Annotated in this window: 19 protein-coding genes; 11 read left to right on the top strand and 8 right to left on the bottom strand. The window is 47.0% G+C overall.

Annotated elements, in window-relative coordinates; translation table 11 throughout:
- The first annotated feature begins 266 nt into the window (after window positions 1–266).
- The 3 genes from fdhF (at window position 267) to J4N44_RS24245 (ending at window position 6,089) form a co-directional block, all read left to right on the top strand.
- Window positions 267–4,475, top strand: a complete 4,209-nt coding sequence (fdhF, locus tag J4N44_RS24255) for a formate dehydrogenase subunit alpha (RefSeq protein ID WP_252045324.1) — start codon at window positions 267–269, stop codon at window positions 4,473–4,475.
- Window positions 4,476–4,598: 123 nt separating this feature from the next.
- On the top strand, window positions 4,599–5,525 hold the full coding sequence (locus tag J4N44_RS24250; protein ID WP_252045323.1) for an endonuclease/exonuclease/phosphatase family protein: 927 nt from the start codon (window positions 4,599–4,601) through the stop codon (window positions 5,523–5,525).
- A 192-nt stretch (window positions 5,526–5,717) separates the two neighbouring features.
- Window positions 5,718–6,089 (top strand): hypothetical protein, encoded by a 372-nt coding sequence (locus J4N44_RS24245; protein ID WP_005452561.1) that lies wholly within the window; start codon window positions 5,718–5,720, stop codon window positions 6,087–6,089.
- Window positions 6,090–6,244: 155 nt separating this feature from the next.
- Here J4N44_RS24245 and J4N44_RS24240 read toward each other — a convergent pair whose 3' ends face one another.
- Both J4N44_RS24240 and J4N44_RS24235 read right to left on the bottom strand, forming a co-directional pair.
- On the bottom strand, window positions 6,245–7,108 hold the full coding sequence (locus tag J4N44_RS24240) for a MurR/RpiR family transcriptional regulator (protein WP_252045322.1): 864 nt from the start codon (window positions 7,106–7,108) through the stop codon (window positions 6,245–6,247).
- Between the two features lie 89 nt (window positions 7,109–7,197).
- Window positions 7,198–8,469 (bottom strand): amino acid deaminase, encoded by a 1,272-nt coding sequence (locus tag J4N44_RS24235; protein ID WP_252045321.1) that lies wholly within the window; start codon window positions 8,467–8,469, stop codon window positions 7,198–7,200.
- 179 nt (window positions 8,470–8,648) lie between these two features.
- On the opposite strand from J4N44_RS24235, the gene J4N44_RS24230 reads away from it, so the two are divergent.
- The 8 genes from J4N44_RS24230 to J4N44_RS24195 all read left to right on the top strand — a co-directional run bounded on the left by J4N44_RS24230 (window position 8,649) and on the right by J4N44_RS24195 (window position 18,027).
- A complete protein-coding gene (locus J4N44_RS24230; protein WP_252045320.1) occupies window positions 8,649–10,094 on the top strand; it encodes an N-acyl-D-amino-acid deacylase family protein in 1,446 nt (481 codons plus the stop codon).
- A 51-nt stretch (window positions 10,095–10,145) separates the two neighbouring features.
- Window positions 10,146–10,538, top strand: coding sequence for a RidA family protein (locus tag J4N44_RS24225; RefSeq protein WP_005425100.1), 393 nt, complete (start codon window positions 10,146–10,148; stop codon window positions 10,536–10,538).
- A gap of 223 nt (window positions 10,539–10,761) precedes the next feature.
- Complete coding sequence (locus tag J4N44_RS24220; protein ID WP_038895509.1) at window positions 10,762–12,285, top strand: sodium:solute symporter family protein; 1,524 nt, start codon at window positions 10,762–10,764, stop codon at window positions 12,283–12,285.
- Between the two features lie 103 nt (window positions 12,286–12,388).
- Complete coding sequence (locus J4N44_RS24215) at window positions 12,389–13,333, top strand: sugar kinase (protein WP_252045319.1); 945 nt, start codon at window positions 12,389–12,391, stop codon at window positions 13,331–13,333.
- 16 nt (window positions 13,334–13,349) lie between these two features.
- Entirely contained in the window at window positions 13,350–13,979 is a 630-nt protein-coding gene (locus J4N44_RS24210) for a bifunctional 4-hydroxy-2-oxoglutarate aldolase/2-dehydro-3-deoxy-phosphogluconate aldolase (protein WP_252045318.1), read from the top strand.
- Window positions 13,980–14,069: 90 nt separating this feature from the next.
- The gene (locus tag J4N44_RS24205) at window positions 14,070–16,523 is read left to right on the top strand and encodes a family 20 glycosylhydrolase (protein ID WP_252045317.1); all 2,454 of its coding nucleotides are present in this window, start codon (window positions 14,070–14,072) and stop codon (window positions 16,521–16,523) included.
- 80 nt (window positions 16,524–16,603) lie between these two features.
- The gene (locus tag J4N44_RS24200) at window positions 16,604–17,650 is read left to right on the top strand and encodes a lactonase family protein (protein WP_252045316.1); all 1,047 of its coding nucleotides are present in this window, start codon (window positions 16,604–16,606) and stop codon (window positions 17,648–17,650) included.
- Window positions 17,651–17,664: 14 nt separating this feature from the next.
- A complete protein-coding gene (locus J4N44_RS24195) occupies window positions 17,665–18,027 on the top strand; it encodes a RidA family protein (protein WP_005452545.1) in 363 nt (120 codons plus the stop codon).
- A gap of 371 nt (window positions 18,028–18,398) precedes the next feature.
- Here the strand turns inward: J4N44_RS24195 and J4N44_RS24190 are convergent, their stop codons facing one another.
- The 6 genes from J4N44_RS24190 to J4N44_RS24165 form a co-directional block, all read right to left on the bottom strand.
- The gene (locus J4N44_RS24190; RefSeq protein WP_005452544.1) at window positions 18,399–19,496 is read right to left on the bottom strand and encodes an ABC transporter permease; all 1,098 of its coding nucleotides are present in this window, start codon (window positions 19,494–19,496) and stop codon (window positions 18,399–18,401) included.
- A complete protein-coding gene (locus tag J4N44_RS24185; protein ID WP_252045315.1) occupies window positions 19,496–20,422 on the bottom strand; it encodes an ABC transporter ATP-binding protein in 927 nt (308 codons plus the stop codon). Before J4N44_RS24185 ends, J4N44_RS24190 begins: the two co-directional genes overlap by 1 nt.
- A gap of 3 nt (window positions 20,423–20,425) precedes the next feature.
- A complete protein-coding gene (locus J4N44_RS24180) occupies window positions 20,426–21,376 on the bottom strand; it encodes an HlyD family secretion protein (protein ID WP_413771955.1) in 951 nt (316 codons plus the stop codon).
- Window positions 21,377–22,012: 636 nt separating this feature from the next.
- Window positions 22,013–23,644 (bottom strand): methyl-accepting chemotaxis protein, encoded by a 1,632-nt coding sequence (locus J4N44_RS24175; RefSeq protein ID WP_005452538.1) that lies wholly within the window; start codon window positions 23,642–23,644, stop codon window positions 22,013–22,015.
- 406 nt (window positions 23,645–24,050) lie between these two features.
- A complete protein-coding gene (locus J4N44_RS24170; RefSeq protein ID WP_009696422.1) occupies window positions 24,051–24,833 on the bottom strand; it encodes a heme ABC transporter ATP-binding protein in 783 nt (260 codons plus the stop codon).
- Window positions 24,833–25,870: a FecCD family ABC transporter permease gene (locus tag J4N44_RS24165; protein WP_252045314.1), complete on the bottom strand. Its 1,038-nt coding sequence runs from the start codon at window positions 25,868–25,870 to the stop codon at window positions 24,833–24,835. The genes J4N44_RS24170 and J4N44_RS24165 overlap by 1 nt, the downstream gene beginning before the upstream one ends.
- Window positions 25,871–25,872: the final 2 nt, after the last annotated feature.

Genomic DNA, 25,872 nt, shown 5'->3' with positions numbered 1-25,872 from the left:
AGGTTAACCTAAGGGTAAGGTCAATCATTTATTACTCTTATTATCAAAATAGTCCAACCCTTCAGTTTCCGCACTTTCGAGGGAGTAAAACGTTTGTTAAACACCGAGTGTTGAAAGTTAGCGAAAGAAGCCCTCGCTTTTTATGACACGTGAAAAATGTGGTTTATAAGTTTTACATCACACTAACTTGTCTTACAAATGATTATCCTTATAGAATGCATGGTTTTACTTGTGCAGATTTGGATTTGCTTTGCTGCGGGGGTTGCATGATAGAAATTGTCATCGATGGAAAATATAGAATTGTAGAAGAGGGTCTAACCCTTTTAGAAGCAGCAAAAGTGTGTGGGGTCGAAATCCCATCGCTGTGCGGAATGAACAAAAGTAATGAAAAAGTACCGTGTGACTTGTGTGTAGTTGAAGTCGAAAGCGGCGGTACTAAGCGTGCGTGTGAACTCGAAATTTACCGCGGCCTTAATGTGGTCACGCAATCAGAACAATTAAGCGAGCACCGCAGAAATGCACTCAACCGCATCATGACGGACCATTACGCCGATTGTGAAGCGCCATGTAAAACCGCGTGTCCAGCAGGCGTAGATATACAATCGTACCTTTATCACATCGCACAGAACGATCATCAAAAAGCGATTGAAGTGATTAAGCGTACGCTTCCTATGCCGTTATCGATTGGTCGTGTGTGCCCTGCATTTTGTGAGAGCGAATGTCGCCGTTCGTTAGTCGATGAGCCTATTGCAATTCGTCAGCTAAAACGTCATGCCGCGGATGCGGATTTGTCTGCGCATGAAGCCTACGTACCAGAAAAGAAACCAAGCAAAGGTTTGAACATTGCCGTCGTCGGCAGTGGCCCTGGTGGTCTAACGGCTGGCTATTACTTATCGAACGAAGGCTACGACGTTACGGTCTTTGAATCCATGCCAAAAGCGGGCGGTTGGTTGCGTTACGGTATTCCTGAATACCGTTTGCCAAAAGACATTCTCGATAAAGAAATCGAACTGATGTGCCGTAATGGCATGCAAGTTCACACTAATCAAAAGCTGGGTGTGGATTTCACGCTTTCTCAATTGAGCGAAGAATACGACGCAGTGTGTTTGGCTGTCGGCGCGTCTCAAGCGGTTGAAATGCATTACACTGGTAGCGAACTTGAAGGTTGCTACTTAGGCGTTGATTACCTAAAAGATTACGTTACCGAGCAAAACTATGTAACGGGTCAGAAAGTCGCGGTGATCGGTGGTGGTAACACGGCAATTGACTGTGCTCGTACTGCGCGTCGCGCTGGTGCAGACACCACGTTGATTTACCGTCGTACCCGTGACGAAATGCCGGCAGAAGACTACGAGATTGTCGAAGCGGAACACGAAGGGGTGAAATTCCACTTCTTGACCAACCCCGCAGAAAACCTTGCCGATGAAACCGGACGCGTGAGTGCGATTCGTCTAGAGCGCATGGCGTTGGGTGAGCCGGATGCATCTGGTCGTCGCAGCCCTAAACCAACTGGCGAGTTCTTTACCGAAGAGTTCGACACCGTGATTGCAGCAGTATCGCAAAAGCCAGATCTGAGCTTCCTCGAAGGTGAAGATTTGTCGATTCCACTTACGCGCTGGAACACCTCTGATGCAGATGAAAAGACCATGCACACCGGCACGGGCAATATCTTCAGTATTGGTGATTTCCGCCGTGGTCCAGCAACGGCAGTTGAAGCGGTGGGTGATGGTCGTGTTGCGGCAAAAGCCATTGATCTGTTTTTGAATGGCGATATGGCAGATATGCCAAAGGCGGCGTTCAACTCGCGCAAAGAGAAGAAACTCTCTCAAGTCGATCCGCTTCACTTCGAGAACATCCAGAAAGTCGCTCGATCTATCATGCCTGAACTGACTCCAGCACAACGCGAGCAAAGCTTCGCTGAAGTGGAGTTGGGCTTTGATAACGAAGAAGCGATGAAAGAAGCAGCACGCTGCCTTGAATGTGGCTGTCAGGCAAATACCGATTGTGCGTTGCGAGATTACTCCACCGAATATGAAGCTGAGCAGAGCTTTGACTTCTCCTTGCAGATTAAATCACATCAAGATTGGTTAGATCTTCGTGCGAAAGACTTGCGTCATAAGTACGAAGTTGACCGCAGCTCTGAGTTTATTGAGTTTGATGCTAACCGCTGTATTAGCTGTGGTCAGTGCATCCAAGCGTGTCGCGACAAAGCCGTGCACGGTGTACTGAACTTCGTGTGCGATAAACAAGGTCGTCCCGCATTACGTCCTGATGATCGTCCACACTTTGGAAGTAACAAGAATGGCTTAACCCTAATGGGTGATTCGAACTGCGTGCAATGTGGCGCGTGCGTTCAAGTGTGTCCAACGGGTGCGATGGTCGATAGTCGTGACCGTTCGCAAGGTCGTACTGAAGATCTGAAAGCGGTCGACACCATTTGTACATACTGTGGTGTGGGCTGTAAGTTGACTATGTTCGTGGACGAAGCAACCAATACGATTCGTTACGTGAAAGGCGGTGACTCGCCGGTGAACCAAGGCATGCTGTGTGTGAAAGGGCGCTTTGGTTTTGATTTCATTGGCAGTGAAGAGCGTCTTACCACGCCATTGATTCGTAAAGATGGTTGGTTGCAGCCTGCAAGTTGGGAAGAGGCGATTCAACTGATTGCGAGCAAGTTCTCTGGCATCAAGCAAGATTTTGGCAGCAACGCATTAGCGGGTTTCTCTTCAGCGAAAACCACCAACGAAGACAACTACGCGTTCCAAAAATTTGTCCGTCGTGAACTAGGCACTAACAACGTCGACCACTGTGCGCGTTTGTGTCACGCATCGAGTGTAACTGGTCTTGAGGCGTCACTGGGTAGTGGTGCAATGACCAACGACATTCCAAGCATTAAGCACTCTGATGTGATCTTTATTATTGGTTCGGATACCACATCGGCGCACCCGATTATCGCTTCACATATCAAACAAGCAATTCGTCACCACGGCGCTCGTTTGATTGTGGCTGACCCGAAACGTGTCGATATGGCAGAGCATGCAGAGCTGTATATGGCGCACCGTCCGGGCACGGATGTGATGCTCCTGAACGGCGTCATGCAGCAGATCATCAAGAACGGTTGGTACGATCAAGAGTACATCGAAGAACGTGTCGACGGCTTTGATACCTTGTTGCAAGAAGTAATGTCACCAGCTTACAACCTCGATAAAGTGGAGTTGGTTACGGGCGTAAAAGCCGAAGACATTCAAGCAATGGCGCGCATGATCGGTACGGCAGATCGTACGGCTGTTTACTACTCGATGGGTATCACTCAGCACACGACAGGTCATGACAACGTGCGTTCTATCGCTAACCTGCAATTGCTGTGTGGCAACATCGGTATTGAAGGTGGTGGTATTAACCCGCTACGTGGTCAATCTAACGTGCAAGGCGCGTGTGATATGGGCGCTTTGCCAAACAGCTTCCCGGGCTATCAAAAGGTATACAACCCAATTGTGCGTCAGAAGTTTGCGATTGAATGGAACGCACCAAATCTGCCTTCTGAGCAAGGTCTAACCCTGACAGAAATCATTGATGCGGCTTGCCATCGTGACGTTCGTGGTATGTACATCATGGGTGAGAACCCAGTGTTGAGTGACCCGAACCAAGCGCATGTGATTGAAGGTTTAGAAGCGCTCGATTTCTTGGTGGTTCAAGACATCTTCTTAACGGAAACCGCGCAATACGCGGATGTGGTTCTGCCTTCTTGCTCGTTTGCAGAGAAAGCGGGTCACTTCACCAATACGGAGCGTCGTGTTCAGCGTGTGAATCCTGTCGTAACGGCGCCGGGTGAAGCGAAAGAAGATTGGTGGATTATCCAAGAAATCGCCAATGCCATGGGCAGTGATTGGGATTACCATTGCGTGTCTGATATCACCAATGAAATCGCACGAGTGACGCCTCAATACGCGGGTCTTCGTTGGGATGCCATTACGCCAAACGGTGTGCAGTGGCCGAGCAACAAGAACAACCCTGCCGGTACTCGCATCATGCACCAAACTCAGTTTACTCGTGGTAAAGGGCAAATGGTGGGCGTACCGTTCCGTTATGCGGCTGAGCTGCCAGATGAAGAGTACCCACTGGTGCTTACTACAGGTCGTGTACTTGAGCAGTTCCACACTGGCACCATGACGCGCAAAACCAAAGGGTTGGATAACCTTGCTGGTCCACGTGCGATGGTGAGCGTGGAAGACGCAGAAGCGCTTGGCATCAGTAATGGTCAGCGTCTGACGGTGTCTACACGTCGCGGCAGCATTGAGATTGATGCCTTTGTGACCAAGCGGATTCAAAAAGGTGTGGTGTTCATTCCTTTCCACTTTGTTGAATCGCCAGTCAACCGCCTAACGACAACGGCAACTGACCCGCATGCGAAGATCCCTGAGTTCAAGGTCGCTGCGGTTAAAGTCGAAGTGAGCGAAAAAGCGCTGCTTACATAGCCTGCAACGGAAGCGGTTCATTCCATTTAAACCAATCTGTTTAGATACAGTTCAGCAGCGCACTGGCGAGTTGGGCGATTACATATAAGCTTATGATATGTAATCGCTAAATGAGCCGTGCGTGTGCTGAGAGTTATTAAATGGATTGTGTTGTTTTTACCTGCTTCAATTTGGCTGGTGGCAAGGCAATATCATGATATTTGGTGGGCGGAGAATCTAACCTCGATTCCCGCTCTCCTTTTATTCGTCTACCTAGGTTTTGCTCTGGTACTTTTGGTTTGTCGTCACTGGGCGAAAGCCATTTTCTCTGCTTTAATCGGCTTCGCTTCTATTGCGTTTCCCTTACCCTCTCAAATCACAAACAACCAAACCTGCGAAAATCCGCTGACAATAGTCCAATTCAACCTGTTCTACGAAAATCCGGACATCAATCAGTTCATCAATTACTTGCTTAAACACCCTGCAGATTTGGTGGTGATGCAAGAGCTCTCGCCTCAAGTGGGGGAGAAACTTCATCTTCTCGACGATGTTTATCCTTTCTATTACGGCGGCCAGCGCGGTGTTGGTTATCCATCAAATCAGATGATTTTGAGCCGTTATCCTTTGGAGCCAGTTTCGGTTTATCACACCCCAGATGGTCAAGAGGTGATTCGAGCAACATGGCAAGTGGACAACCCTATTACCCTGTTGCCGGCGCATCCTCCTTCGCCAAGAACTGAGCCGTTATGGCAACGCCGTAATGCCCTGATTCGAACCATAGAAACCCTTACTGATTTGTACCCAACACCGGAAATGATCGTGATAGGGGATTTCAATCTTTCTGCTGCAAGCCCGAGGTTTAATGGGCTGTTTTCTCGTTTCCAAACTCAACCCGTAGCCAGTTGGCCAACATCAGTGAAAGGCTTGCCGGTTCCTGCTTTCGCCATGATAGGGATTGATCACCTCTGGCTTAAGTCAGAAAACTCAAATCGGATGATCTGCTCAAGAGCATCGACAAATCAACCGAATGGTTCTGATCACAGGTTGGTGACGACTCTAATCGGGCAATGAGTTAGTACTTTTTATTGGCAAAGTGTCTAGTTATTTAGAATTAGGTTAAATCGCGGTGTGGCTTGTCATGGAATTGACGGACTCTGACCTTAAGTTGTTATTTGGGTGAATTCTTTAACCTAAACTCCATCCGCTTCCTATACTGAGAATATAGAGAAAAGCAGAAATTCATAATGATAAGAGGCAACTTGTATGACAAGAACTACCTCAGCAGTGTTAATACTTATTTTAATGAGCGCCTATTTTGCCTATAACCGTTTTTACGTTTATCCGCAAAAGCTAGAAACACAGGCGGAATCGATGCTGATCCAAATGGCCAATCGTGAAGAGTGGCTTGACGTACATGAGATGATGGCGCGTGTAGAAGAGCACAAAGCTCATCTAGAACTCAATGCCGACATTACCTCGACCAACGGTAAGCGGGCTTACAGTGAAGGTTATATCACTTACAGCGACCGCAGCCGAAATGTCTGCAAGCAAGTAGTCTTCAATTTTAAAATCAACTCACTAAGAAGCTACATAATCTCTGATTTGCATGATTGCTCTTGGGGCGAATACTACTGAATGCTGCATCTTGAAGTCACTTGTATATAGCATGGTGAGTCGTTGATATCTTTCAATCGTCCCTTTACCAAGTAGCGAATAAACAAAAGCCCGATGTTGAATATCGGGCTTTGTCGTTTCCGGATTCGACTGTCATCGATATGAGTTACCTCGGTTTAATCCCCGAGAGGCTGTCTTTCCAAACCGCCACGGTAAGAGTCAAGGGCAACTTTGAGTCGACGAAGTTTATCGCGTGAGCGTCGCTTATGATTAACGGCTAATGCCATCGAAAGTACATCAACCAAAGCCAACATCGCGTAGCGAGAAGCGGATGGCTTGTAGATGAAGTCCGTCTCTTGGTGTTCAATAGGCAGAACCAAATCGGCTTGCTCAGTCAAAGGCGTGTCTTTTGGAGTAATCACAATGACTTTTACGCCGTACTGCTTGGCTAATTGCGCGGTTTCTATGATGGCAGGGGTATAGCCAGTGGCTGAGATCATCACCAACACATCATTCGCGTCTGCCGTCGCCGCAATCATGCGCGATAACAAGCCATCGTTGTACGCCACAACAGGGTAGCCGAGACGGAATAAGCGATGCTGCATCTCCTGTGCTGCAATGGTTGAGCCGCCACCCATACCAATACAGATTACTTGCCTTGCGTTGTGCAACCAGTTCACAGCAGTGTCGATATCTTCTTCAACAATCAAACTGCGGTTTACATCAAGGGATTGCTTGATCGACTCATAAATGCCTTGGTAGCCACTTTGATCAGGTGGCTCAAGGATGAATCGTTGTCCAACCGTTAAGGTTTGTGCCAGTTTGATCTTCATATCACGTACGTTTTTACAGCCAATAGCTTTGGCAAAACGGGTGATAGTGGCTTCACTCACTTCTGCGCTTTCTGCCAGTTCAGTAATGCTGGCATTGGCGGCAGTTTGAATGTCGTCCATGATCAACTTCGCGACCTTCTTTTCGGCATCGCGCAGCGCACTGAAACGTTCAGTGATTTGAGAGATAATATCGACTTCTAAACTCAAGCTGTGTTCCTATCTTTTGCATGGAGGCGATTGTGCCGCCTCCACTGGTTTGGCATGAAGTATAACGAAAAGCCTCACTAAGCTCATCATCAGAAACGGGTTTTCACCCAATGAGTGACTTGATACTCATCATCACAAACCGCCACGGCACGCCACTTATCAAAGGTTAAACATGGATGAGAGGTTGAGAAGGCAATCATATCACCCACTTGAAGGTCGCTGTTTGCGTCTACTTCGATGAACGCATGCTGATCCATCACCGCGGTCGTTACCGCACTTTCAATAGAGATTGACTCACCTTCGCGGTATGCGCGCTCAGGGATTGGCAATCCAGCATCAAACGCCACGTCACGTTTACCGAAGCCGGCAACTAGCTTGGTTGGCTCAGGGCGAGAAATCACATAAGCCCAAAGCTCTAGTGCTGATTCCAGATCACCACCTAAGTCACACGCGGCACCTTGGTTGTTTTCAGCGCGCTGCATGACTTTGTTTTGTGCGTCTAGGTAAATGCCTGTGTCATGAATTGCGTAGCAACCTGGGCGAATGATGGCGTCAAAATCTTCTAGGTTGGCAAAGCATTCAGAAACTACGTCATACCAAGCAGAGCCGGCACCTGTGACCAGAGGTTTAGACTCAATCAACTTGTCGTTTTGTAGTTGGGCTGCGATTTCTAATGTGGTGTTGAGGAAGTTACGGATGTCCTGCTCAGCATTGTCACCATGAATGACACCTTCGTAAACCTCGATACCTTTGAGTGTAAGGTGAGGTTGCTGGTGGATGAGTGTGGCGAGCTCAACCACATCTTGTTGATTACGGCATCCACAGCGACCGCCTTCGACACCAAACTCAATCAGTACATTAAGCGGCAATTGATGTTCAGCGAAGGCACGCTCTAGCGCTTTGACGTTTCGGCTTGAATCCACACAGCAATAGAAGTTGACCCCGTGGGATTCAACCAAGTTGGCGATGATGGTCATGTTAGCACGACCGACTAGTTGGTTCGCCATGATGATGTTTTTCGCTCCGCCTAGTGCCGCAACCTCTGCCTGAGCTGGCGTTGCGACGGTAATGCCCCAAGCGCCGTTTTCTAATTGTTGCTGGAAGAAAGCGGGAGTCATGGTGGTTTTACCGTGCGGTGACAGTTTCACTTTGTGCTGATTGGCGAAACGCTGCATCCAATCGAGGTTGTTCTTCAATGAAGAAGATTTGATCACCGCTGCGGGCAGGGTGATCTCTTCACGGATCAAACTGTGTAACCCATCGGAATTGCACGCAACAGGTTGAGCCTTCTCTCCGTAACCTGGCGTGGTAACACACTCATTATGATAGTTTTTATCACACTTTTGGCGATTGTCTTTCATGGCGTACCTACTTCTAACATGGTCTAAGTGATTGATATTAAGTGTTTGTTGCTAACTACCATAAATAATATGTTAGAAAGTATCAAACAAATCTGAGTCTTTTGTGTGTTTCTTCACTGTTTAAGTTTCAAGAATTATTAAGATGGAATCATGTTAACGACGGACGAAGAGAGTGAAGTATGTTGTTCGATACCATTATCAAAAGCGTAGAGGTATTTGACGGTACGGGTGCAGCACCATTCATTGCTGATGTTGCGATTCGTCAAGATCGTATTGAGCAAGTAGGGCAGCTAGACGAGCTTTCTGCAAAGAAGGTTATCAACGGTCAGGGTCTTGCGTTGGCTCCGGGATTTATTGATGTGCACACGCACGATGACACCAATGTGATTCGTTACCCTGACTGCTTGCCAAAGATCAGCCAAGGCGTGACGACGGTAATCGTAGGCAATTGCGGAATTAGCGCGAGCCCTGCGGTACTCAGTGATACTCCGCCAGATCCAATGAACCTATTGGGCAAGCAGGAAGATTTCAAATACCCAACCTTTGCGGAGTATGCGAAGGCGGTGCAAGCAGCGAACCCTGCGGTCAACGTTGCAGCGTTAGTCGGTCACACAACTTTACGTAACAACGTGATGGACGACTTACTGCGCACGGCAACCGATGAAGAAATCGAGCAAATGCGCCAAACACTGGCACAAGCGATGGAAGAGGGCGTACTGGGTTTGAGCTCGGGTCTTGCTTATGCGAGTGCCAAGCAAGCCAACGCGGATGAAGTGATGCGCTTAGCGGAAATTCTCGGTCATCACGGTGGTATCTACACCACACACATGCGCACTGAGTTTGAAGAAATCATCAGCGCAATGGAAGAAGCCTTTGAAACTGGGCAGTACGCCAAAGTGCCCGTGGTGATTTCTCATCTGAAATGTGCAGGCGCAGGCAACTGGGGACGCACGGTAGAAGTGCTGGATTTGATGGATAAGGTTTCTGAGCATCAAGACGTGTCTTGCGATTGCTACCCATATTCCGCCAGTTCTTCAACGCTGGATTTAAAACAGGTGACGGATGAAATCGACATCTTCATCACTTGGTCTGAAAGCAAACCTGAACACGCTGGCAAGATGCTGAAAGACATTGCTGACGAGATGCAACTGCCTCTTATGGAAGCAGCAAAAGCGTTGCAACCTGCGGGTGCGGTTTATCACTGCATGGATGAAAACGACGTCAAACGTGTCCTTAAGTATAAGTTGACCATGGTGGGCTCGGATGGATTACCAAATGACCCGCATCCTCATCCACGTTTGTGGGGCACATTCCCGAAAGTCTTGGGGCATTACTGCCGTGAAGAACAGCTTTTCCCATTGGCAGAAGCGATTCACAAGATGACGGGGATGTCAGCAACACGCTACCAATTGAAAGATCGTGGGGAAATAAAAACAGGCGCTTACGCAGACTTGGTTTTATTTAACCCAAATACAATTAAAGATACTGCAACGTTCGAAAATCCAATTTCCGTCGCGCAAGGTATTGAATCTGTATTTGTAAATGGCGAGTTATCTTATTTAAAAGATAAAGTCACCGAAAATAGAAATGGCGTATTTATTTATAGAAATAATACCCATCAATAACTTATTAAATTAATTAATTTTATAGATTAAGCATTATCACTGGAGAATATTATGTCAATTAAACGTTATGGTGTAGAAGGCGGCGTAGGTACTGGCGGTCAACATTTACCATTTGCACGTGCAACAGAAGCGGGCGGCTTCTTATACGTATCGGGTCAAACACCAATGACTGACGGCGAAGTGGTAGAAGGTGGTATCGTTGACCAGTCTCGCCTAGCGATTCAAAACTGTGTCGATATTATGGAAGAAGCAGGCTACACGCTAGCTGATGTGGTGCACGTAAAAGTGGTACTAACGGATTCTCGTTACTTCCAATCGTTCAATAAAGTGTTCAGAGAGTTCTTTGGTGATCACCCACCTGCACGTATTTGCATGGTGTGTGATCTCGTGGTGGACGTGAAAGTCGAAGTCGATGTGACTTGCTACCGCGAAGATCGCCGATAAAGTTCACATTTTACTTAATGAGTGCCAAATATAATTACTTTCCTGTTATTATCTTTTTGGCACTCTCACTCCCTACATAAATATAATTTCATAAAGCAGTAGTGCCTAATATATTTAGCAAAAGCTATAAAAATAAAATTAGATAATTTCTGGAATAAAATCTAATACTTGCTGCTGGAATTATATCAATCTGAAAGATGGATTTTGATATGAGAGGTGTTCAATGAACAGTACACTTTTTCTTACCGGCTTCGGTGCGTATGTCTTATTTTTAATTTGGTTGGGATGGTTTGTCTCTCGCAATCAAAAATCAGGTGAAGACTTTCTACTCGGTGGTCGAGGCTTACCTCTGTTCCTCGTATTAGGTACCACGGTAGCAACCATGGTTGGCACGGGCTCAAGTATGGGCGCGGTTGGCTTTGGTTATTCAAACGGTTGGGCTGGTGCGCTTTACGGCATTGGCGGCGCAATTGGTATCTTGTTATTGGCGCTGTGGTTCGCGCCAGTTCGTAAACTCAACTTTATGACCATGAGTGAAGAGCTCGCATACTACGTAGGTGCAAACCGCATCGTGAAGAACGTGGTTGGTCTGCTTATCTTTATCGCTTCTATTGGCTGGTTGGGCGCACACATCCTTGGTGGTGGTATGTACCTAGCGTGGATTGCTGATATTGAGCTGAGCACTGCGAAGATGATCATCGCAGCAGCGTTTACTATTTACGTGGTTATTGGCGGCTACACTGCGGTGGTTTGGACGGACACCATTCAAGCTATCATCTTGTTTGTTGGCTTCATCCTAATGGCGGTACTGTCTGTGCAACACATTGGCGGCTTGGATAACCTGTACTCTGCCATGGACCCAGAAGCGGTTAGCTTCCTTGCGATTGATAAGCTTGGTCTAATCCCTGCGGTTTCTCTTGCTGTTGTTATTGGTGTGGGTGTACTTGCAACGCCTTCATTCCGCCAACGCATCTACTCAGGCAAAGATGTATCAACCATCCGCCGTTCGTTCGTGGCTTCTGGTGTGCTGTACTTGTTCTTCTCCATCATCCCTGCAGTTATTGGTATGGCAGCGCATGCAATTGACCCTGAGTTGAACAACGCGAACTTTGCTTTCCCATACATCGCGGCAACAGTATTGCCAGTAGGCGTTGGTCTTATCGTTCTTATTGCAGGTCTATCGGCAACCATGTCGAGTGCAAGTTCCGATGCGATTGCGGGCGTGTCTATCCTACTGCGTGATGTTTACGTCATGTTCACCGGTCGCGTGCCAAACAAAGAATCTATGTTGAATTATTCTCGCTTGGCTTTGGTTGTGGTGATCGGTTGTGCATTGCTGTTCGCGCTAACTTCGAACGACATCATCGGCTACATCACTAAGATGATCTCGACAGTTATGTCTGGCATGTTCGTGTGCGGTATGTTGGGTCGCTTCTGGAAGCGTTACAACTGGCAAGGTGCATTGGCAACATTGGCAGGTGCGTCTATCGCTTCATTTGCTGTAATGATGAGCCCAGACCTAACCGCTTTCTGGGGCAACCCAGTCATTCCATCTTGTTTGTTTGCCCTAACAGCGGGCGTAGCAGTGAGCCTAGTGACTCCAGCTAACCAAGTATCACCAGAAATGGCACGAGCAATCCTTGATGATGAGCGCGCGCTGATGGAAATGGAACTGTCTGACAAAGGTGTTCTGGAAGAAGACGCTTCTCTACAAAACCGCGCAACGGCGGCAAATCAAAATGCTTAACAGCAGAGAGTTTCCGGCTCGAACAGAAACTCGCTCATAAGCTCCTGACAAACTGGTGGCTCCCCCGAGCCACCATTCTAAATTTATCCAAAGTAGGTGAACGATGACCGATTCATCCCAGACTAAAATTGCTTTCTTTGGCGAATGCATGATTGAACTGAGCGGCGACCCTATTCGCAAAGGCTTTGGTGGAGACACGCTCAATACCGCACTTTACCTCTCTCGACTCACTGCTCAGCAGCCTGTCCAAGTGTCTTATGCGACCGGTCTTGGGGAGGACGTACTTTCTCAAGAGCTTCTGGAAAACTGGCAACAAGAAGGCATTGCGACTGATCTTGTCGAGATATTCCCAGCTCAGCTTCCGGGTTTGTACATGGTGAAGACCGACCAAGAAGGCGAACGCAGCTTTCTATACTGGCGTGACAGCTCAGCCGTTAAAAGTTACTTCTCTACCTCTTCGTTCAACAAATTAGAAGCCGCGATTGCGAACCGAGAGCTGGATTATCTCTATTTGAGTGGCATCAGCATTGCGATTCTAAATGACGATAGCAAAGTAAGGCTTAAAAAGGCGTTAAGTCAGTTCTCGCAAGCTGGAGGCAAGGTTATCTTCGATAACAACTTCCGTCCTCAACTTTGGTCTGCAACAGAGGCAAAGCATTGGTACAGCCAAATTTTGCCTTTAGTCGACATTGCACTTATCACTGAAGACGATGATGTCTTGGTATGGGGTGAAGAGGAAAGTACCGAGCAGCGTTGCCTTCGCTTCGGTTGCCAAGAAATCGTGATTAAACGTGGCTGTGAGCCCTGCAAACTGGTTTGGTCGCAAGGTGACGACAAGCAAAGTGCTTACGTAGCTGCCGAGAAGGTCATCAAAGTAATCGACACCTGTGCCGCCGGCGATTCATTTGCTGCTGGTTACCTTGCAGGACGATTGACCGGACAAAGCTGTGAGCAGTCTGCCCAACTCGGTCACGCACTAGCAGCAACCGTTATTCAATATCCTGGCGCGATCATTCCAAACGACGCCATGACTCATCTAATTCGATAATTTCCGAGAACGTATTATGTCCCAAGCAATGATTCAGCAACTTCAGCAATTCAAAGTTATTCCTGTTATTCAAATCAATAAGGTTGAGCACGCGATTCCACTGGCGAAAGTGTTAGTAGAAAACGGTTTGCCAGTTGCGGAAGTGACGTTTCGAACAGAAGCCGCTGCCGATGCGATTAAAGCCATGCGTGATGCTTATCCGCAAATGTGCATCGGTGCTGGCACGGTATTGACGCCAGAGCAAATTACCCAAGCGAAAGACGCGGGTGCAGAGTTTATTGTCGCGCCGGGGTTGAACCCAAATACCGTGCGTCGCTGCCAAGAAATTAACATGCCAATCGTGCCGGGTGTGAATAACCCAAGTCAGGTTGAGCAAGCACTAGAGTTGGGGTTGAACTTCCTCAAACTCTTCCCGGCAGAAGCGAGCGGTGGTATCGCGATGGTGAAGTCGCTACTGGCTCCATACGTTGATGTGAGTCTGATGCCGACAGGCGGTATCGGTAAAAGCAACGTCAATGATTACCTAGCCATCGACCGTGTGGTTTGTTGCGGTGGCACTTGGATGGTTGCACCGAGCTTAATTGAAAACGAACAATGGGACGAAATTGGCAAGCTGGTTCGTGAAGCAGTAGAGCTGGTTGCGTAACTCAAACTGAGCTCTTTTACCCAAGTCACCAGACCCCATTAAATAGCGTGACTTGGGTTGAACAATAATAACGGCGATAGGATGGCGCGGATGAACAAAGGTACATTAGCACTACTCATTTCAGGCTTAATCACAATTCCAACGGCAGCGATGGCGATGACTCCCAACACCGATCTTAACCTAATGCCTTACCCACAAAATGTAGAGTTGGGGCAGGGTAAAATCACACTGGATAAATCCTTCAGTATTTACATCAAAGGCTACGATTCACCGCGCGTGCAGTTCAACGCCAAGCGCAGCATGGATCGTCTATATCGTCAAACCGGCTTACCGATGTTGAACTGGCATGCCGAGTCGGAAAAAGACGCGACCTTGGTGATTGATATTCGTAATGCGCCCAAGTCCGAGGTGCAAGGCATTAACAGTGATGAATCATACCAACTTGAATCGCGTAACGGTCAGATCATCATTCGCTCCGAGCGCCCTTACGGTGCTTTCCATGGTTTAGAAACCTTCTTGCAGTTGGTGACTACGGACGCGACTGGCTACTTTGTGCCTGCGGTGTCGATTCAAGATCAGCCGCGCTTTCCTTGGCGTGGCGTTTCTTACGACACTTCCCGTCACTTTATCGAACTTGATGTGATTCTTCGCCAACTCGATGCGATGGCATCAGCAAAAATGAACGTTTTCCATTGGCATATTTGGGATGACCAAGCGATTCGTATCCAGCTCGATAATTACCAAAAGCTGTGGCAAGACACCGCAGATGGTGATTACTACACCAAAGATGAAATTCGCTATGTGGTGAATTACGCGCATAACCTTGGCATTCGAGTTATCCCTGAAATCTCTCTGCCGGGACATGCTTCGGCCGTAGCGCACGCTTACCCTGAATTAATGTCTGGTATGGGTGAGCAGTCTTATCCGCATCAACGTGGCTGGGGTGTGTTTGAGCCGTTAATGGACCCGACCAACCCTGAACTCTACAAGATGCTGGCGAGCGTGTTCGACGAAGTGGTTGAGCTCTTCCCTGATGAGTACTTCCATATCGGCGGCGATGAACCAAATTACCAACAGTGGAAAGACAACCCGAAGATTCAGCAATTCATCAAAGACAACAATCTGGATGGTGAGCGTGGTCTGCAATCGTATCTGAACACCAAGGTTGAACAGATGCTGGAACAGCGCGGTAAGAAGATGACTGGCTGGGATGAAATCTGGCACAAAGACCTTCCAACCTCGATTGTGATTCAAAGCTGGCAAGGGCACGACAGTATAGGTCGAGCAGCAAAAGAGGGCTACCAAGGTATTCTCTCAACAGGCTATTACCTAGATCAGCCGCAGCCAACCAGTTACCACTATCGCAATGACCCAATGCCGAAAGGAATCACCGTTGATGATCAACTTCATCAAGGTGAGAAATTCGCGACTTACGATTGGGTGAAACCGCGCAACAAAGGCGGTCCGCGCACTGGCAATCTAACCATTATAGAAGCGAAAGATGGCAGCTATCGTGCGTTTACCGATTACAATGGTAAGTCCCGCGAAGAGGTGTTCATCATTGAGTATGTGCCGGGTGTGAAGTTTAAAGGGCACTTCGATAACTTTATGTCTTACACCGAATTCAACTATGACTTCGCGGATGGCAAGTTGAAAGACACTAGTTACCAGTTGATAGGCAATGTTCGTTGGCCTGCGACTGGAGAGTTGGTCGCGAGCAGTGACATGGCAGGGAGTGTCATTCCTGAGCCAAACGGTGGCTATCCGGCTGAGCTGACCGAGAAAGAACAGCAGCTAATCTTAGGTGGAGAAATTACCATTTGGGGTGAGAACCTCGATTCAATGACCATCGAGCAACGTTTATGGCCCAGAAGCTACGCGATTGCTGAGCGCCTATGGTCGAGCCAAGACCTGACCGATGAGCGCAGCATGTACAAGCGCATGAAGGTGATGGATACATGGTCTGAGATTTCGCTTGGTCTGCGCCATCATGCCGATGCCAATATGATGTTGAAACGTCTTGCTAATGGTGCGGACGAAGCACCGCTACAAACGTTAGCGAAGTACATCGAGCCGGCTCAATACTACGCTCGTCACTGGGAGAAGTGGATCTCTACGCCAAACGAGGGTGATTTGTACAACCAGTATGAGCGACTAAACCGCTTTGCGGATGCATTGCCAGTAGAAAGCCTAGCAGTGTACGAGATGAAAGATTTGGTCGCAGTTTATGCTCAAGGTGATAAAACCGCGTTGGATGCGTTAGCGATGCATTATCAAAGCGTTAAGTTAGCGGCGCAGCAAGCCAAACCTATTTTCGCGACCAACGTGGCGTCAGTAGAAACGGTGCCAGTTGCAGAGTCTGCCATCAAAGTTGCCGACTTAAGTTTAACCTTGATTGAGCTCGCCAAGCAGGGCCGTGGTATTAGTCAATCTGACGCTAAAGCGTATCAACAAATCATCAATGAAAATGCGATTATCTTTGATGAAACCATTGTCGCTATTGTCGTACCAACTGAGCGGTTGCTTCACACTTTAACCGATTGATAACTAAAAGGGATTGCCGTCTGGTAACGCAGGCGGCATCTTATCGTTTAAGCACTCTTATATCTCCCAAAGGTTTTCTCATGACAGTAAATGGTCACTTACATTTTTATGTAGGCACCTATACCGATTCACCAAGCCAAAGTCAGGGCATCGCGTGTGTTTCTCTCGATATTGCTACTGGCGCATTAACGCTCACCAATGAACTTGTTCCTGAAGCGGTGAAAACGGTTCGTAACCCTTCTTACCTTGCGCTCAAAGGAGAGGGGTTATATACCTTTAATGAAGTAGAACGCTTGGAAGGTGCAGAACTGATTTTTGCTGAAAAAACAGACAGCTATGCATTACCAATTGAAGGCGACTATCCTTGCCATATTGATATCAAAGCCTCGCTGCTTGCTGTGGCAAACTACGGTTCCGGTAATGTAAGTGTTTACCAACTTTATGAGCAAGGTAAGCCCCTGAAATCCATCGCAGAATTATATGTGGGAGGCAGTGGTTCCAATGCTGATCGTCAAGCCTCGCCTCATGCGCATCAAGCAACGTTTCTCAACCACTCCGAGCAACTTGCTGTGGTCGATTTAGGCACAGACAGTGTTCATTTCTATGACTATAAAAAAGATGGTGAGACAGTTAAGTTTTCACTTTCTCAAAGCATCGCGATGCCTCCTGGTTCTGGTCCTCGTCATTTGGTCTTCGATAGTGATGAGTCTGTCGCGTACGTTGTTTGCGAACTGTCCGAAACGCTAGCGGTACTTCACAAGCAAAGGGGGCAATGGAATCTGGCTCAGCAAGTTAAGTTGCTAACCGACGAGGAGAACAAAGAAGCGGCGTCTGCTATTCGTCTCTCTGCGGATGAGCGCTTTGTCTATGTCTCATGCCGTGCGCAAAATCTGATCAGTACATTTGATGTAACGAGTGATATTCCGGTTCAAATTGCCGCGTCCGATTGTGGTGGCGCGTTCCCAAGAGATTTTGTTTTATCCCGTGATGGGCAGTGGATGCTCGTTGCCAATCAACATTCACATAATGTCGCTAGCTTCCATAGGAATCCGGAAACTGGCGTTATCACTCCAACCGGATACTCATGCGACATCGGTGCGCCTGTGTGTTTGGTTGAGAAGCCGTAATTAAGAGAAATAACATGACAATTCATCGTATTAATCCATGCAAACGTTGGTCTGATGTAACGGTATTCAACGGTATTGCCAACTTTGTTGAGGTGGCAGAAGCAGATACAACTGCGGATATGAAAGGACAAGTACAACAGATTTTCGACCAAGCTGAGCAAATGCTAGCAAGTGTTGACAGCGATAAGTCGCGCATTCTATCTGTGACGATTTACGTGACAGATTTTGCTAACTTCGATGCCCTTAACGAAGTGTGGGATGCGTGGTTCCCTGAGGGCTGCGCACCGAGCCGTGCTTGCGTCAAAGTTGAATTGGCGAATCCTGAACTCTTAGTAGAAATGGCGTTCGTTGCAGCTGCGGGTGAAAAGTACCAGTAACGGCTCATCGTTAGGTTTTATCGAGATAATATACCCAAGTGACTTCAAGATGCAGGATTCAGAGCGTTGTCATTGATTCGAGAGTAAGGAAAACAACGCAGTGTAATAGCGAGCTCTTTCCAAGTTGTTTGACGCAGCCATTTGTTTGACTAAAAAAGCGAGTCAATGACACGCTCCCAAAGGGCACTCTTTGCAAATAGTAAGGGTCTTGGCTTGTATACTTTGTTGCCGATTGTTGATTTAGAATGACTAGATCTTTAAGTCGCCGCCGCGTCTACAAACCAAGTCATTCTCGCTGAACCCAGCATCTCGAGGTTACTTAGGGATAAAGTGCCACTCGTATTGAACGGAGTGGCATTTTTGTTTCTGCTCTAATCGAGTGATTTCTTAAAGCGCAAAGAAGCGACGACTAAGCCCACCACGGTAAAACCAAGCAACCATATTGTGTCTCGCCATAACTCCATTAAATCGGCACCACGAAGCACCACACCACGAATGATGCGCATAAAGTGGGTCGCGGGCAGAGCCTCTGATATCCATTGAGCTGCGACTGGCATCCCTTCATAAGGGAACATAAAACCAGACAGAAGGATAGACGGGAGGAGAATAAATACCGTCATCTGCATGGCTTGAAGCTGTGTTGTGGCGATGGTGGATATCACCAAACCGAGCGTTAAACTGGCGGCTATAAACAACAAGGTGCCAAATAATATTTGGCTAATGGCTCCATTTATCGGCACGCCAAAGATCCAATGCCCCAAGCCAAGAATAATAAATACCTGAATTAAACCGACAAAGATGTACGGAATAATTTTCGCGACCATGAGCTCAATAGAGTGAATTGGTGTGGTGATGAGTAATTCCAAGTTGCCTCGTTCTCTTTCTCTCACAATGGCAGCACTGGTAAACAGGATCATCGTCATTGTAAGTATGACCCCAAGTAAACCGGGTACGATGTTCACTGCTGAGCGCCGGCTCGGGTTGTAATACAACGCGACTTCAAAAGTTTTGGTGGGAGCAGGGCGGATCTCAAAGTCGAAATCAGTCAATGGCATGGTCTGCAGCGAGAGAATGGCTGAACTGATCATGGTATCAGAGCCGTCTACAATCCACTGTCCCAGCTCTCGACCTTGCACCATACGCTGAGTTAAATCGCTTGGCAGAATGAGTGCCGCGCGCACGAGACCGTCTTGTATCGCTTGTTCCGCCTCTGAAGCGGTGGCAAAGGTTTCGACCACATCGACAACTTGGGTCACTTTTACCGATTCAGTAATAACGCGACCTGCGGTGCTACCGCTTTGGTCAACAACGCCGACGGGAATATTGCGAATATCGGTATTGATGGCGAATCCAAATAACAATAATTGGATCAGAGGAATCATGACTACCATGCCAAAGGTGATTCGGTCACGAGAAAGCTGTCGAATCTCTTTGATCATCACCGCCTTCATTCGAGCAATGGACTTCATCATTGGCGACCTTCCCCCGTTACACTAACGAATACATCTTCTAAGCTAGGACGCGCGATGTTCATCTCGCAGCCTTCAAGCTCTGGGAAGGTTTGTATTAACCAATTAATCGGTTGTTCGATATGTTGATGAATTAGGATGCGTAAGCGGATACCTAACTGGGCAGCAGAACGGACTTCTTCACGTTTTATGACTTTCTCTTTCAGTTCACGCAAGTTATCCGCTTTGACCTCGACAATATTCACACCCATTTGCGCCATGAGTTGCTCCGGCTCACCATCAGCACGGATTTCTCCAGCCTCCATAATAGCAAGTCGATGGCAGCGTTCTGCCTCGTCCATATAGTGAGTGGTGACCAAAATTGTGGTGCCTTGATCGGAGAGATCAAATAATTGCTCCCAGAAGTCACGACGGTTCTCCGGGTCTACGGCGGAGGTTGGCTCATCGAGAAACAACAGTTCAGGTTTGTGCATGGTCGCTGCCGCAAGAGAAAGTCGCTGCTTTTGTCCACCACTCATGCCACCAACGCGTTGCTTACGTAATTGATCAAGTCCATATGTCGCTAATTGTTCTTCGATGCGAACTTTAAGTGCTTTAGTATCCATGCCAAAGATCTGCCCAATAAACTCGAGGTTTTCTTGAACGGAAAGATCATCGTAGAGGGAGAATTTTTGCGTCATGTAACCAATTTTGAGTCGCAATAGCTCAGATTGTCTTGGGATCTCTAACCCTAAAACATCAACATTGCCTTCACTTGGGCTGAGTAGACCCGTTAACACACGAATGGTGGTCGATTTACCGCAACCATTTGGACCCAGAAAGCCATAAATACTGCCTTTGGGCACATTGAGCGTGATGTTATTGATGGCAGTAAAGTCACCGAACTTCTTTACCACATTCTCTGCTTGAATTGCGTATTCAGTCATCGTTTACTCCACTAAATCCACTTGTGCAGGAATGCCTGAAGGTAGAGATTCAGCAGAGTCTTGTAAATCGACTTCTGCAAGGTACATCAAGCGTGAACGCTCTTCCTCTGTTAGGGCGAAGTAGGGGGTAAATGATGGTTCAGTAGCAACCCAGCGCACGGTTCCTTCTAAAGGTTTTTCGACGCCATCCACATGGACTTGTACGGCTTTACCGGGAATAAAGTTAACTCGATAAGTCGCAGGGACATAAACACGTGCATAAGGGACACGGCTTGCTTGAATCACGGCAACGATGCCATTGACTGGAACGCGCTCGCCTAAGTTAAAAGGTAGATTGTCGAGCAAACCATCACGGGTAGCGGTAATGGTTAGCTCTGCTAGTTTTTGCTGTTGAAGAGCCACATCTGCTTTTGCTGCCATCAGTTCGGCTTTGGCTTGTTCAATGTCTTCTGGACGTGAGCCTGCGGTTAGTTTGCTGAACTCTTCTTGTGACGAGTCTAACTCGGCACGCGCAGAATCTCTTGCTGCCAATGCGGTGTCTTTTTCCGATTGGCTGATGAGCTTCTTACGTACCAATTCTGCTTTACGTTGGTAGTTCTTTTGAGCTTCGGTTAATTGCGCTTCTGCTCTTGCAACTCTTGCTTGGGCTGCTGCAATATCTTCAGGACGTTCGCCATTGGTCAGCTTTAATAGGTAAGCATCTGCTTTAGCTTGCTCAGCTACGGCGCGGGCTAATATCGCTTCTTGGTTCTTAGTATCGAGTTGAACTAGCACCTCACCTTCAGTTACTTGGCTGCCTTCTTTAATGGGTAGAGCACGAATGATTTCGCTTGAGGTGGTTGTAAAGGTGACGCGGTCACGTTCTAGTGTGCCAAGAGCTTGCTGACCATCGTCTTTTGAGCAAGCGGTCAAAAGGGTGATAACAAAGGTGCCAAGAATGATTCGCTTCATCATGCGATGCTTCCTCAAGAAGTTGAGCCTGATCGTAGGTCAGGTTGCAGAAGAATGTGGGACTGTATTCAGTGTAACGTGGACAAGTTTTAGTCGGCTAGGGCGATAATTCCCTCAATATTCATCAATTGATTAATTATTATGCCCAAGTGACTTCAAGATGCAGGATTCAGAGCGTTGTCATTGATTCGAGAGTAAGGAAAACAATGCAGTGTAATAGCTAGCTCTTTCCAAGTTGTTTGACGCAGCCATTTGTTTGACTAAAAAAGCGAGTCAAAGACACGCTCCCAAAGGGCACTCTTTACAAATATAAGGGCCTTGGCTTGTATACTTTGTTGCCGATTCTTGATTTAGAATGACTAGATCTTTAAATCGCCGCCGCGTCTACAAACCAAGTCATTCTCGCCGAACCTAGCATCTCGAGGTTACTTGGGTATAGCAATAGTTTTTACACTTTATACGCCACAAAGAATAATCATAGTGGGTTACCCTGATGCTGGTGGGTTTCGGTGGGATAAATTGGAGAATCGAGACGGCGATCGGGTTTTCTCTGAAGCGATAAAAGAAACAGAGCCCAATGAATGAACATTGGGCTTTGGATATGCGAGTAAAGGTAGGCTAGAAGCCTTTAATGATTGGCTAAGCCGTTTTAAATTGACTTACAATTTCTTGTAGACCAACAGCCAGCTCACTTAAGTCACGACAAGCAACCGCGGTTTGGCGAGAGCCCGTTGCCACTTCACTAGAGAACTGATTGATGTGTTCTACGTTACGATGCAATTCTTCAGTGACTGAGCTCTGCTCGCTACATGCGCTTGCAATTTGAATGCTTTTCTCTGCAATGTTGTCCACGCTTTGCTCGATTTGACCAATGGTTGCACCTGCGTTTTGTGCTTGTTCAACACACACTTGAATCAAATCATTGCTGTTGTTTGTCGCAGACACTGCGGTTTTAGAGCAGTTTTGTAGCTTGCTAATGATGGAGACGATCTCTTCTGTAGATGATTGCGTGCGACTTGCTAGTGTACGTACCTCGTCTGCAACAACCGCGAAGCCTCGACCTTGTTCGCCAGCGCGTGCTGCCTCGATCGCTGCATTGAGAGCCAGAAGGTTGGTCTGCTCAGCAATATCTTGAATCACGTCGACGACAACGCTGATGTTTGATGCGTCTTGCTCAAGCTCGCTGACCATGGTGCCAACAGATTGGATCGCAACAGATGCTTCATTGATTTGCGAGATACACTCTTGAACGACTTCTAAACCTTGTTTCGCATCGTTCGACGCACCATTCGCGGTTTCAGATGCGGCTTCGGTATTGTTGGCGACATCGTTAACTGTTGCTTGCATCTCGTTCATTGCGGTTGCAATCAGATTAAGCTGTTGTTGCTGCTCGTCCATACCAGATGAAGTTTGTTCCGAAATCGCGCTCACTTCTTCTGTTGCTGTACTTACTTGTGCGGTAGTTGAAGAAATGCTGTCAACCAGACTTAAAAGCTTCGCCTGCATATCGATACATGCATCGGCAAGGATACCAAGTTCATCATTACCAATCTTATTGCGTGGGAGTTGGTAAGTAAGATCACCAGAGGCAATCTTAGACGCCATTTCAACAACATAGTTAAGTGGCGAGCAAATTTGCTTGGTAAGGAATAGCCCTAGAGAAAAACCCAAAGCTAACAAGGCTACAATAGCAATGATGCCATAAGTAATCGCATCGGTTACCACGATATGCGTGCTGTCGATGTCTTCTTTAATGAAGGTTTGGTTTAGCTCAACAAGAGCGATGATAGCGTTTTGTAGCTCTTGGAAAGCAGGGAAGCCATCAAGCAGCATTGCGTTGGCTTCATCAACTTGCTTGGTTAGAAGCAGTGCGGAGTATTTTTCATTGAAGCTACGGTATTTTTCCCATGCATCGTTGACACGGTTGAAGGCATCACGGTCACGTTGATCCCATAACGACTGACCATACTTTTTAATATAGTTGTCAACTTTACTTTCTGATTCATCTAGACCTTTCAACCATGTTTTAAACTCAGCATGGTTTACATTCGTCAATAAAGAAAATTCATCTTTTCTTAAAATGCCGACTTCGATTTCAATGTTTTTAACTAACAAAATACTCGGAACTGTGGTGTCAGAAAATTCCGACATCTTTCCGTCGATTAATTTAATTTGAGAGTTAAAGAAGAAAGAGAGTGCAATTACGGCGGCGGAGATAATTAATATCAACGCACTAATTTTACTTTTAATACTTAAGTTAGAAAGCTTCATAGACTCACTGCAAATTTGGGGGGCTTGAAAAGTCCGGAGTCTAAGGGGGAGAATAGATATATTGTGTGATGAATGTCGCAAAAAATTTTATCGCAACCTGAATTAAGTTGGAAACTTAATGTTCATCTTTCGTTTGAAAATAAGTTAATAATTAATCGATATTGATGCGGGTGATTATTAATTAAATGATAAATTATTCTAATTCCCAATATGTATTATTGTTGATAACTAAATGGCAATTCAGAATTTACCTATTGTTCAATTTAGTTATTTGTGTATCCAAAACATTATTGAATGATTAAAACAGATTAGACTCGAAAATTTGAGTGTTATTTAGGCAAAATAAAAGCCCAATATTGAACATTGGGCTTTGTTGGACATGAATCGTTTGGTTAATCGATAAAGGTTATGCCGCAGCGTGAACTTGTGGGAAATCCAACGTAGGGTGTTTGGTCACAATGGAGTGATAGCCGTAAACCTGTTCTATGCGTTCCGGTGTTAATGCGTTCCATGGCGTATCGTCACAGACAAGTTTACCGTCGTGCAGTAGTACAAGGCGATCTGCATACTGGGAGGCCAAATTAAGATCGTGTAATACGACTACAACCGCTGCGTTGTGCTCTTTTGCCGCTTGACGAGCGATTTTTAATGTATTGTGCTGGTGAGCTAAATCCAATGCAGAGGTAGGCTCGTCCAGCATTAAGATCTTCTTATCACCGGATAGATGAAGTTGTGTTAACACGCGAGCCAAATGCAAACGTTGTTTCTCACCACCAGAGAGAGCAGGGTAGAGGTTATCAGCCAAATGCAAAACATCGGTTTGCTTCATGTATTGCAGAGCAAGCTCCGTGGTCTCTTTATTAGAAATGGACAGAGGAATCGCACCTAGTTCGACCACTTCTCTCGCTAAGAACGGGAAGGTCAGCGTGCTGTGCTGCGGCAACATCGCCACGTGTTTGGCGCTCTCTGAAGGCTCCCAGTCGTTTTTTTGTTTACCAAAGAACTGGATATCATTCTGAGACGGAATCTCGCCACACAATAACTTCAGCAGCGTACTCTTACCCGCGCCATTAGGACCTAATAATGCGGTGACCTCGCCTGCACGAATATCAATACTGATGTCGTCTAGTACCACTCGGCTCCCATATCTCATGGAGATGTTTCTGCCAGACAGAACGATGTCATTCATTACAGAATCTTCCCTTTTTGTTGGAACAGTAAGTAGATAAAGAATGGCGCGCCAATCAATGCGGTTACAATGCCTACAGGCAACTCTGCGGGTGCAACAAAGACTCGTGCAAACATATCAGCAGCGGTAAGAAGTAGTGCGCCCATAAGCGCTGAAATAGGCAGCAGCGTGCGATGGTCTGGACCGGCAAGCATACGACCTAAATGCGGAATCACCAGACCGATAAATCCAATTGCACCACAGATACTCACCGTAATACCCACACCAACTGCAGACAACAGGATAAGTTGGCGTTTGAGCTTCTGTACTGGCACACCTAGGTGTTTGGCTTCGGATTCTCCCAAAAGCAACGCATTTAATGACATGGCTTTTCTCTGGAACCAGAACATCAAGATGATGAGAGTCACCGCAGCTAAACCAATCCCTGACCAGTTTGCCCCAGCCAGCGATCCCATCGACCAAAGAGTTAAGTCTCGCAGCATTTGATCATCGGCGATGAAGTTCATAAAACCAATCGCAGCGCCCGAGAGTGCGCTGATTGCAACCCCCGCAAGCAACATGATGGTGACTGAAGTACCAAACTTATTCGTACCTAACCAGTAAACTAATACCGTGGTAATTGCACCGCCGAGGAAGGCGAAAAATGGCAAGGCAGCTAAGTTCATTAGTGTCGGGTAGTTTTGACTGAAATCGGCAAATACGACGATTGCAAATGCGCCACCAAGCGCCGCGCCAGCGGAAACACCGATGATGCCTGGCTCGGCTAGAGGGTTTCGGAATAACCCCTGCATCACAACACCACAGATAGCGAGGATCGCACCAATAAACATACAAAGAATGGTGCGTGGAAGGCGGATTTCGTTGATGACTAACTGAATATGAGGAGCAAGGTCTGAACCTGCTCCTGTTAAGCTTCTCAGACTGTCTGAGAAGCTAATATTCATTGGACCTACTGTAATGGACGCTACTGCGATAAAAGCTAAAATGCCAGATAACGCGAGTAGGGTAGTAGATAAAGGAATTCGTCTTAACAGCATTG

It is taken from the genome of Vibrio sp. SCSIO 43155 (genome assembly GCF_023716605.1).
GTDB classification, from domain to species: domain Bacteria; phylum Pseudomonadota; class Gammaproteobacteria; order Enterobacterales; family Vibrionaceae; genus Vibrio; species Vibrio harveyi.
Note: the sequence above shows the minus strand (reverse complement) of the source record. Positions and strands in the feature narration are given on the sequence as shown.

Bases quoted from the DNA above. Each gene is read 5' to 3' on its own strand.
- J4N44_RS24175 (WP_005452538.1), bottom strand. From the start codon at position 23,644: ATGAAGCTTTCTAACTTAAGTATTAAAAGTAAAATTAGTGCGTTGATA.
- J4N44_RS24220 (WP_038895509.1), top strand. From the start codon at position 10,762: ATGAACAGTACACTTTTTCTTACCGGCTTCGGTGCGTATGTCTTATTT.
- J4N44_RS24230 (WP_252045320.1), top strand. From the start codon at position 8,649: ATGTTGTTCGATACCATTATCAAAAGCGTAGAGGTATTTGACGGTACG.
- J4N44_RS24165 (WP_252045314.1), bottom strand. From the start codon at position 25,870: ATGCTGTTAAGACGAATTCCTTTATCTACTACCCTACTCGCGTTATCT.
- J4N44_RS24185 (WP_252045315.1), bottom strand. From the start codon at position 20,422: ATGACTGAATACGCAATTCAAGCAGAGAATGTGGTAAAGAAGTTCGGT.
- fdhF (WP_252045324.1), top strand. From the start codon at position 267: ATGATAGAAATTGTCATCGATGGAAAATATAGAATTGTAGAAGAGGGT.
- J4N44_RS24200 (WP_252045316.1), top strand. From the start codon at position 16,604: ATGACAGTAAATGGTCACTTACATTTTTATGTAGGCACCTATACCGAT.
- J4N44_RS24225 (WP_005425100.1), top strand. From the start codon at position 10,146: ATGTCAATTAAACGTTATGGTGTAGAAGGCGGCGTAGGTACTGGCGGT.
- J4N44_RS24215 (WP_252045319.1), top strand. From the start codon at position 12,389: ATGACCGATTCATCCCAGACTAAAATTGCTTTCTTTGGCGAATGCATG.
- J4N44_RS24210 (WP_252045318.1), top strand. From the start codon at position 13,350: ATGTCCCAAGCAATGATTCAGCAACTTCAGCAATTCAAAGTTATTCCT.
- J4N44_RS24190 (WP_005452544.1), bottom strand. From the start codon at position 19,496: ATGAAGTCCATTGCTCGAATGAAGGCGGTGATGATCAAAGAGATTCGA.
- J4N44_RS24195 (WP_005452545.1), top strand. From the start codon at position 17,665: ATGACAATTCATCGTATTAATCCATGCAAACGTTGGTCTGATGTAACG.
- J4N44_RS24180 (WP_413771955.1), bottom strand. From the start codon at position 21,376: ATGATGAAGCGAATCATTCTTGGCACCTTTGTTATCACCCTTTTGACC.
- J4N44_RS24170 (WP_009696422.1), bottom strand. From the start codon at position 24,833: ATGAATGACATCGTTCTGTCTGGCAGAAACATCTCCATGAGATATGGG.
- J4N44_RS24235 (WP_252045321.1), bottom strand. From the start codon at position 8,469: ATGAAAGACAATCGCCAAAAGTGTGATAAAAACTATCATAATGAGTGT.
- J4N44_RS24205 (WP_252045317.1), top strand. From the start codon at position 14,070: ATGAACAAAGGTACATTAGCACTACTCATTTCAGGCTTAATCACAATT.
- J4N44_RS24245 (WP_005452561.1), top strand. From the start codon at position 5,718: ATGACAAGAACTACCTCAGCAGTGTTAATACTTATTTTAATGAGCGCC.